General features: G+C 45.8%; 8 protein-coding genes. 4 read left to right on the top strand and 4 right to left on the bottom strand.

All coding sequences use genetic code 11. The features are described 5' to 3' along the window. From HRU42_RS19200 to accC, 4 genes are all read left to right on the top strand, one after another. A partial coding sequence (locus HRU42_RS19200) for a hypothetical protein (protein ID WP_295033482.1) occupies positions 1–290 on the top strand: 290 nt, incomplete at its 5' end. A 1-nt stretch (position 291) separates the two neighbouring features. Continuing rightward, on the top strand, positions 292–747 hold the full coding sequence (aroQ, locus tag HRU42_RS19195) for a type II 3-dehydroquinate dehydratase (RefSeq protein WP_295033480.1): 456 nt from the start codon (positions 292–294) through the stop codon (positions 745–747). A 74-nt stretch (positions 748–821) separates the two neighbouring features. Next, the gene (gene accB, locus HRU42_RS19190) at positions 822–1,307 is read left to right on the top strand and encodes an acetyl-CoA carboxylase biotin carboxyl carrier protein (RefSeq protein WP_295033478.1); all 486 of its coding nucleotides are present in this window, start codon (positions 822–824) and stop codon (positions 1,305–1,307) included. A 143-nt stretch (positions 1,308–1,450) separates the two neighbouring features. After that, entirely contained in the window at positions 1,451–2,857 is a 1,407-nt protein-coding gene (gene accC, locus HRU42_RS19185) for an acetyl-CoA carboxylase biotin carboxylase subunit (protein WP_295033476.1), read from the top strand. A gap of 39 nt (positions 2,858–2,896) precedes the next feature. Here the strand turns inward: accC and HRU42_RS19180 are convergent, their stop codons facing one another. The 4 genes from HRU42_RS19180 to HRU42_RS19165 all read right to left on the bottom strand — a co-directional run bounded on the left by HRU42_RS19180 (position 2,897) and on the right by HRU42_RS19165 (position 8,919). Continuing rightward, positions 2,897–3,313 (bottom strand): hypothetical protein, encoded by a 417-nt coding sequence (locus tag HRU42_RS19180; RefSeq protein WP_295033474.1) that lies wholly within the window; start codon positions 3,311–3,313, stop codon positions 2,897–2,899. A 76-nt stretch (positions 3,314–3,389) separates the two neighbouring features. After that, positions 3,390–4,259: a hypothetical protein gene (locus tag HRU42_RS19175; RefSeq protein ID WP_295033473.1), complete on the bottom strand. Its 870-nt coding sequence runs from the start codon at positions 4,257–4,259 to the stop codon at positions 3,390–3,392. A gap of 49 nt (positions 4,260–4,308) precedes the next feature. Further along, a complete protein-coding gene (locus tag HRU42_RS19170; protein ID WP_295033471.1) occupies positions 4,309–5,475 on the bottom strand; it encodes a BamA/TamA family outer membrane protein in 1,167 nt (388 codons plus the stop codon). Between the two features lie 246 nt (positions 5,476–5,721). Then, positions 5,722–8,919 (bottom strand): HD domain-containing phosphohydrolase, encoded by a 3,198-nt coding sequence (locus tag HRU42_RS19165; protein WP_295033470.1) that lies wholly within the window; start codon positions 8,917–8,919, stop codon positions 5,722–5,724. Between the last annotated feature and the right edge of the window lie 567 nt (positions 8,920–9,486).

The following is a 9,486-nucleotide window of genomic DNA, read 5'->3' as shown; positions in this document are numbered from 1 at the left end:
TTCAATTAACTATGCCTGTCTCTATTTTTTTCTATTTCTTTAATGTCTCCATTTCTTTCATGGCCTTCGTCATCTCACCTGTAGGAGGGTGCTTTAGCCCCGATGTTCATCGATTTATTCTCTCCCGGCTAAAGCCAGTCCTACAAGGTTATTTTGATCAATTTCGTCGAAAAGGCAGGCAAATGTCGACATTTTCGCTGACTTCTGTTGAAATCAAACGATTCAAGTTATCCATGCTTTATCCCTTTAGGTATAAACCATGGAGCATAGGTATTCCCCAAGGATTTTGACATGAGCAACAAAGCAAAGGTCTTATTAATCAACGGCCCTAACCTTAACCTTCTGGGTCGACGTGAACCGGGCCACTATGGCGTAAAAACCTTAGTTCAGATAGTTAAAGACCTCACAGATGAATCAAATGCGGCCGGTATAGTACTTGAGCATATTCAATCTAATGCCGAGCATGAACTCATCGATGCCATACATAGCACAGATGCCGACTTTATCATCATCAACCCGGCGGCTTTCACCCATACCAGCGTCGCGATACGTGATGCGATATTAGGCGTCGCTATTCCTTTTATCGAAGTTCACCTGTCTAATGTGCATGCTCGAGAGCCTTTTCGTCATCACTCATATTTCTCAGATAAGGCCATAGGCGTGATCTGTGGTTTGGGCGCTGAAGGCTATCACTTCGCCCTGCAAGCGGCGATTACACGCTTGCATGCCAAGAAGGCTGAACATTAAATCAGTTTTCGATTTAAGTGTTCCAGATAATTTTTATGAGTGGTTTTAAAGAGAGGCTTTTAAGGTAAAAAGTTATGGATATTCGAAAAATAAAGAAGCTGATTGAGCTGGTTCAAGAGTCAGGCATTGCAGAGCTCGAGGTCACCGAAGGCGAAGAGTCGGTACGCATCTGCCGCCAAAGACCTGCTGAGGTTAATACGCCGCAACAGGTTTACACGGTCTGTGATCGCTCACCACAAGCTAATGCCAACACAACTCAGCCTCAAGCTAATACAGGCATAACAAGCTCAACGACAAGTGACGAGCTAGCTGAACCTAACGAAAATACAGTCATCTCACCTATGGTGGGCACCTTCTATCTATCTCCCACTCCCGAAGCTGCTCCCTTGTCTCAAGTCGGCGACAGAGTCGAGCAAGGACAAGCCATTTGCATCATAGAGGCGATGAAGATGATGAATCAGATAGAAGCCCATCGCAGCGGCATAATCAAGGCGATATTAGTTGAGAATGGCGACGCCGTCGGCTTCGACCAGCCCTTGATGGTTATCGAAGATCAATAAGCCATTACGGCTGATGAGCGTCGAACTGCACCTCGTGACTCGAGGATTTCTTAGCCTTGTCTTGAGCTCGATATTTTCTTGGGTTACGAGTTGCGAAACAATCGCCAGCATTTAAGCGCATAGCAAAAGAGGAGTAGCCATTGATGGATCTGCCAGTTGTGCGCCCAATAAAACGCGTACTTATTGCCAACCGCGGTGAGATAGCGCTGAGAATTCAGCGCGCCTGCTCGCAACTCGGTATAGAAACCGTCGCCGCCTACTCCAATGCAGATAAAGGCTTGCTGCATGTGCAGCAAGCCAAGATGAAGCTATGCATAGGCAAGCCTGCAGCAATCGATAGCTACCTTAATATTGCCGCGATACTTGCCGCCGCATCGGCCGCCAAGGTCGATGCCATACATCCTGGCTATGGTTTTCTGGCTGAAAATGCCGACTTTGCCGAACAAGTTGAGGCCTGTGGCTTTCGCTTCATCGGCCCAACAGCGGCAGTGATCCGCCTGATGGGCGACAAGGTCTCAGCCATCTCGGCAATGAAGCAAGCCGGTGTGCCTACGGTTCCAGGCTCTGATGGCATGCTTTCAAATGATTCAGAGCACAATAAGCGAATCGCCAACGAGATAGGCTATCCGGTGATCATCAAGGCCACCGCAGGTGGTGGCGGCCGTGGCATGCGTGTGGTCCACCATGAGAGTGAATTGATAGCGGCCATCGGGCTTACTCAGGCCGAAGCCAGAGCCGCCTTCGCTAACGGCAATGTGTATATGGAGAAGTTTTTACTGACACCACGCCATATCGAGATCCAGGTGCTGTCTGATGGTCAAGGCAATGCGATACACCTAGGTGAGCGGGACTGCTCCATGCAGCGCAGGCATCAGAAAGTCATCGAGGAAGCTCCGGCCTTGGGCATAGACGCAGACACCCGCGAAGAGATAGGCGCCTTATGTGCTAATGCCTGTGTCGATATCGGGTATCGCGGTGCAGGCACCTTCGAGTTTCTCTATGAGGCGGGTCAATTTTACTTCATCGAGATGAATACCCGCATTCAGGTGGAACACCCCATCACAGAAATGATAACGGGGGTCGATCTTATTCAGGCCCAGCTGGAGATCGCCGCGGGTAAACCGCTTTCAATTAAACAAGCAGACATCTCGCTTAACGGCCACAGCATAGAGTGCCGCATCAATGCCGAAGATCCGCAATCCTTCATTCCTTCCCCCGGCACTGTGACCCGATTTCACGCCCCCGGCGGCATCGGCGTGCGTTGGGACTCTCACCTCTACTCAGGCTATACAGTCCCACATTATTACGATTCTATGATAGGAAAACTGATCACTTGGGGGTCAACACGAAACCAAGCCATCGCCCGCATGCACACGGCGCTCAATGAACTGACCATCGAAGGCATATCGACAAATGCGCCGCTGCTACAGCGGATACTCGAAGATGAAGGATTTAGACAAGGTGAGCAGTCGATACATTATCTTGAGGAGAAGGTGCTAGGGCTTGAAGAATTAGTAAAGAAGGATACAGGTACTAGGTTAGGGCTTTGATTTGAGTTTGTGGCTAATAGGCTGTGACCCCTTTATCCCTTAATATAAGCCGAGTAAACTTACCGGACAATTAACTGCATAAGCATCTGAACGATAAGCGATTGATTCGTATACCCTATCGACATAAAACTGAAATATCTCTGTATTAGTAGAGCTTATAGTTAGCGAAATTCCATTTTTAAATTTTAGGATAAAAGAAATTGCTCCATCACCATTGCTGCGCCTCCCACCAATATCACGGTATCCAGTTAAACATCCATAAAACAAGCCTAACTTTCCCTCTCCCAATACTGTTAGGTCATCACCTCTACGATATAACATGTATTCAGAGTCTGCCGATAGAGTCTTCATAGCAGGCACAATGACTTCATCTTCCCTTGTCATTAAATATAAAACAGTCATTACAAGAGCAAGAGCTAAAAAAACGAATACCAACATTTTGAATCTAGTTATCAAATTGTTGCTCCCTTACCAGCAAGCGAAGTTCCAAGTCACCCATTGTTATTCAATAACATACCCAGTCTATGGCAAGTTATCTACGAGCTTCAGCCGATCTTGGTTCGCAAGATGAGGTGTAACTCTCAAGTTCAATCAATCCATGCAGTATGATGCCGTGGTAGCGGGCTTTGATCAGCTGATAATCCATGGCGGGGGCGAAATAATAAGTGACATCTTCGGCACCCGTCTGCTCCACAGGTATCAAGGTTAACTCGCCCCAAGGCGCTATGTTTGTTGTCAGCGTATCCTGAACATAGAACTGATACCTCTCTATGGCATCAGAAGCTTGCCTAGTTAAGGCAAATTGTTTACGACCTTGCAGCAAGTACTCACGAATTTGAATCGTTAAGGTGTCCACATCTCGCAGAGGGATTTTTTCTGATGCATAGGTGTCTATGTCGCCGTCTATATCAACTCTAGAGTTATGACCATTATTTTCAAACGTAACCCACATGTCTCGAGCGTGAAAACCTGTCACTGTCTGATGAAATTTATCGGTTAGCCATTCATTGGTGGTGCTCGACCAAGATAACTCTGCCCGCTGATGATACTGGGTGCCGATCCCTAAAATACTGGCTTCGCTTATTGACGTAACGACCGCCGTGTTTCCCTGCCAAGTCTCTGTCCTGTTCATTGTTCCAGTATGTATGCCACTCAGATAGATAGCGTAATTTGAAATGCGGCTACACTCTCCTGACTTTGAGCCTAATTCCGACTCTAACTCCGGCGAGTCTGGCTCGGTTCCATGCTCATGCTCTGCTATAGGGTTGGCGAAGGCTGTATTGGTTAACGCTACTAGCGATAAAACGAGCAAGAAACCGGGTAAAGACAAAACAGTGGCTACCATGGGATATAAGTGAGTCCTGATTGAGGCGGGCCAGCTTAAGACTGAAAATGTCATCACCTATCTAGGCTCTTCATAACAGTCTTAGCGGCCGCGAAGTTAGCGATGCCTAAAAGACTTCGTTCACATTTAGGTAGAAGTTGGTTTCATTTTCACCCACGCCCACGTCAAAACGTAAATTGATATCGTCTTTGATGTTAAAACGGAAACCTGTTCCGTAAGACGTTAATAGCTCCTCGGTCAGATCGCTGACTTTTGGGGCCACACTACCTACCGCGCCCCAAAAGACCATGCCATAACGTTGGAATATGGGTAAACGATACTCAACTTGTCCCATCATCATCTGCTCATCACGGTAACGGCCCTTGATATATCCGCGCATGGCATTAGAGCCGCCTAGGTCTGGTAACATGTTCCAAGGCACATCGCCATCGGTAAAGTGTCCCTGCACTTGCCATGCGATGAGTCCAGGTACTGAACTCAGTCCTGATGCGGAGCTTAAGTCAATGTAGTTAGCTAATTCAATATCATAAGTCAAAAAACTAGCGGATTGATTGTTTTGATATAAGCCGGCATCAATTTGAAATAACCAGCCCTTGGTGGCATTTAAGCGATAATCTCGTGAATCATAGATACTGGTGATCACGAGTCCTGAACTAAAGTTATTAGGCAAGATATCAGCTGAATCCACAGGGATTTCAGTTGCTACTAATTCTAGTTTTTCTGCGCTGGCGTAAATAAAATCGGCACCTATACCGATAAAATAGTTGTCAGCGACTTCAGTCATCCAGCGAGGTTTGAAACGATATAACTGCTCTTCAAACTCATGATGATTACTGTCTTGATGGCCTTGCGCTATGCCTTGACCATAATAAACGGCGGCTTCATTGTGTAACTCTAATTCCAGCAATAATCGTTGCCTGCCTTGATTGAAAAATGTCATGTTTTCAACTTCGACACCGTAAGAGTTATTCATCGATACAAACGAATTTAACACTAACGATGATGGCTGCTCTTCACTCGATGCATTGTCGGTTTTATATAAGCCAACCATCAATAAGCCCACGCCAAACTTTTTCTCTGGTGTGTAATATGCCGTTGGTAAGTAACTCATATCAATGGCTTTAGTCTCATCAAATTCGCCATCGGCACCAAAGACTGACAAAATATTATCAACCCATGTCGGCTCCATATCTTCTGGTGTTTCAAATAAGGGGTCAACGGCGATGGCCAGGTTAGAAAAAACAAATAGGGTTAATAGTAAAATCCGTTTCATAAACGCTCTAATCGATGATGGGTAATAATGGAGGCGCTAAGCATTTGAAAAGTTTTGAAAAAAAGTTTTAAGTAACGTAATCTTGTACTTTACGACTCTTAGAAACTGAAACACGAAGCGACCTTGCTAGCAGTCATGTGACTTGCCGAGCGCATTTTAACACGACATCAATTTGGAACCATTAATTATTAATCGGATAGCAAACTCAGGTGACAGCTAGGGACGGTATCGCCCGCCCCATCTTGATTAGGCGCTGTTCTTCAATGGCTTCTCGGGTATATATTTGGCGATATCTACCTCGTTTATTTGTTTAGGGTCGAGGAATTTATGGGCGTATTCGAGGTAGATGCCACTCGTTAAGAACAGCTTAAATAGGTCCATGTCCAGATGCTCGTCCAATGCCATCTTATGCAGAATATCGATAGCGACACTGAGCGGTTTGGCCTTCTTATAGGGCCTGTCAGCTGCGGTGAGCGCCTCGAAGATATCGGCAATCACGAGAATACGCTCCGGGATGGAGAGATCTTCTGCGCTGAGCTTACGAGGATACCCGGTGCCCTTTAAGGTTTCATGGTGAGTCGATGCATAACGTGGCACGCGGGCGAGCTCCGGTGGGAATGGCAGCGTGTCCAGCATCTTTATGGTACTGGTAACATGCTCGTTGATCTTAAACCTGTCTTCGGTGGTAAGGGTTCCTCGTGATATAGACAGATTATACAGTTCACCGAGATTATATTGATGCTCAGGGATATCCATCTTGATCCCCAATCTAGGGGAAAATTCGACCTTGTTGATGCGCTTGATGATATGTTCCGGCTTGTCTCTCAAGAGTGGCTCAGTAACGGGGTAACTCTCTGTTGACTGCACATCAGTTAAGTTAAGCTCTTCGACGGGAGATAACCCTAGCCTATCATCGAAATTCCTCTGCCAGGTGATGTCTGCCAGTTCGGCCAAACGGTCTTTATCCACTTGCGCCATAAATTCACTGCCCAGATTACACTTGGCAATAAACTCAAAATCAGTCTTCAGCTGCTGGCGCTTACTCTCCAGCTCTGCGGTCAATAATTCATGCGACTCAGTCGCATTGAGACGCTTAAGATAGTCTATCTCGGCGTCTCGCCACAGCACCTCGAAGCGCATGCGCACTTCATGTATACGGTTATATACGACCTCTAGCTTAGTGCCCTTATCAACGATAAACTCAGGCGTGGTGATCTTACCGCAGTCATGTAGCCAGGCCGCTATTCTAAATTCCCTGTGCTCATCGGCCGTTTTAAATGAAAACTCCTTGAATGGGGCAAGTTCAGATTTGGCCGCGGCGTCGGCTAGCATCAAGCCCAGTTCGGGGACTCGATTACAATGGCCAGCCGTGTAGGGAGACTTGTCATCGATGGCCTGGGCGATCAGCTTGATGAAGGACTCCATTAGTTCCTTCTGATCATGCTCATGTTGCTGAATCGACTCACACATCCCCCACATAGAACTAGCCAGATCGTCGAGTTCGGCAATATTTGAATCAATATTGCGCACCTCATCATAATGACGGTTTTTGATCTTCTCATTTTCGACAGCAAGCAGTTTAATCGGCCGAATGATCGGTGAAGCGAATACTGTAGCAACAGGAAGCAACAAGAGTAGGAGTAACACTGTGATGATGACAGACTTCTTCACCTTATCTGTGCTCAAAGCCAACAAGGTGTGGGTGGGAACGATAATGGCCAGGCGATCTTGCGTCTGTGAGTCATGACCAAATGCCGTTACAAAAACAAATTGTTCGATGCCACCGAGCTCACGGCTCACCAGCTGATGATGCAATTGACTATCTTCGCCGATATGGATAAGCGCTTCATAGGGGACAATACCTTGGGCCATTACCTCTTGTTTGGCCCCTTGGTTAAACCATTTATCGCTTAAGGCCGTTACCTGCTCGGGAGTGATCTGTGCCAGCGCCTTATCAATTATAGGGATCAAGGAGGCATACTTCTCTTGCACGGTAATGTGTAACCCTGTGGGGACTTGTATATCACCAAAATCAATATCTTCATGATATTTCAGATCATCGATGAAAAAACTCTCAGCCGTATAATGCAAAATAATACTGTTGTCTAAGGCCGCAAATACCTCACCTCGCTCCACGGCGCTCAATATTGCTCGGGTCGATGCCAGCTCGACTACCTCAATCTCGGGGAAGTGTGCTTCGACCACAGGTATAACCGACCAGCCTAAGGGAATCGCTAGCCGCTTACCACTGAGTTCAGCAAGTGACGTTATCTGCGGCACACTAGGGCTTGTCACAATGCCATACTTAAGGTCTAACAAGGGCTCGCTAAATACTCCAAGATGTTCATTTTTTGAAGTTTTCATGACCGATTGCAGCATGTCTAACTCTTCATTCATGTAGCTGTCGACCAGTTCATTCCAGGTAAAACCATTGATGAAGTGAACCTTCAGCCCAGTCATCTCAGCAACGAGATTAACCACATCTACGCTATAACCTTGGGGTTGACCGGATACTGCGAAATCGATTGGTGCCCAATCTATTTCGTTAGAGACAAGCAAGGTTGGGGTATTATCGATAATCACCCTTTGTTGCTCAGTTAGCTGCAGCACTGGAGATTGAGGGATCTGGACTTGTATCTGCTGCGTCTGATTAGAAGCGATTAGCTCACCGTTAGTTTTATAAAGGTAAATTTCAGTCTGGATTTTTCCCGCTTCACGTTCACTCTGGCCGATGAGATACTCGTTCAAGGTCGATAAGGCAATATCAACGCCGAGAACAGCCTCTGATCCGGCTAATTTAATCGAATAAGTTTGACCCGGTGATTGCAAATGCCTGAAAAGATAAGGTTCTGTCTTAGAAACATGGTTAGCGTTCGAGTCAATAAACCACAATCTACTGGTCGCATCATAATCACTGGCCTCAGTCCGTGTGACTCGCGGCTTGAATTGAGCGTTTAAATAGCTGGTTTCCCGTACTCCTATACCCGAAACTTGTTTTATCCTTATGCTCACCCACCTATCCAGATGGCTGGCATCGAGCTGCTTCCTGATGACCGGATGGGCATCAAGATTGATCAACTCATAGAAGTCCCCATTGGGCATACCGATATAGATGGCATAAAACAAGGTGTTGTTACGCATAACTTGCGCAAACGTCTGCATAGACTCCTGATTAAACTCGCCGTCAACGACGAGATGATCGAAGCTCGAGAGTAATTTAGTCGTGTTTATCGCCTGACTATCTACCTGAGATAGATAACTGCTGACATGCTTAGCGGTTAGATTGTATAACTTAAGAGCAGATTCTGTGACCATGGACTTACTGAAATAATACTGCAAGCCGATGGCGACAGCTGCGGTAACCGCCGTAGCCAAGATGAAGATCCCCACCACAGTAAATCGAATGGTAAAACGCTTACTTTTTCTCTTTACTACCGAGCCCATCACCAGCACCTCACATATTCAATTCGATTCAAACAATAGACTAGTGTATGAGAACCCTACCCATAGTCAATAAGGCATAACAATTAATTAACAGAGTTTGCAGCCCGGACCGCTGGCGATGAGCTTTACTCTCATTCGAAGGTCAACTACACAAGGAGGTTGGTAACTAATTAGGCGGCGGATAAAAATACAGTACTAGATATCCATACGCTGTGATCGCAGAGAAAAAATATAGGAAAAATATAGCCACCCATTGCTAATCAATAACATATCCAGTCAGGAAAAATATAGCCACCCATTGCTAATCAATAACATATCCAGTCTAGAGCATAAATAATCAATAATATTTACCCAAAAACCCAAAGAAAAATATAGCCACCCATTGCTAATCAATAACATATCCAGTCTAGAGCATAAATAATCAATAATATTTACCCAAAAACCCAATCGCATAGGGGAATGACATATTCAAAGTCAGCATTGCTGCAAAAAGAGGATTTAATGGGGGAAATGAGGAAATTTAAACGGCACTATTTAACCCAATTTATATTGAGCTCGTTATCAAAA

The sequence above is a fragment of the Shewanella sp. genome (assembly GCF_013214165.1).
GTDB lineage: Bacteria > Pseudomonadota > Gammaproteobacteria > Enterobacterales > Shewanellaceae > Shewanella.
This window is presented reverse-complemented; position numbering and strand designations above follow the sequence as displayed.

Coding starts and splice junctions, on each gene's coding strand:
- aroQ (WP_295033480.1), top strand. CDS start 292: ATGAGCAACAAAGCAAAGGTCTTATTAATCAACGGCCCTAACCTTAAC.
- accB (WP_295033478.1), top strand. CDS start 822: ATGGATATTCGAAAAATAAAGAAGCTGATTGAGCTGGTTCAAGAGTCA.
- accC (WP_295033476.1), top strand. CDS start 1,451: ATGGATCTGCCAGTTGTGCGCCCAATAAAACGCGTACTTATTGCCAAC.
- HRU42_RS19170 (WP_295033471.1), bottom strand. CDS start 5,475: ATGAAACGGATTTTACTATTAACCCTATTTGTTTTTTCTAACCTGGCC.
- HRU42_RS19165 (WP_295033470.1), bottom strand. CDS start 8,919: ATGGGCTCGGTAGTAAAGAGAAAAAGTAAGCGTTTTACCATTCGATTT.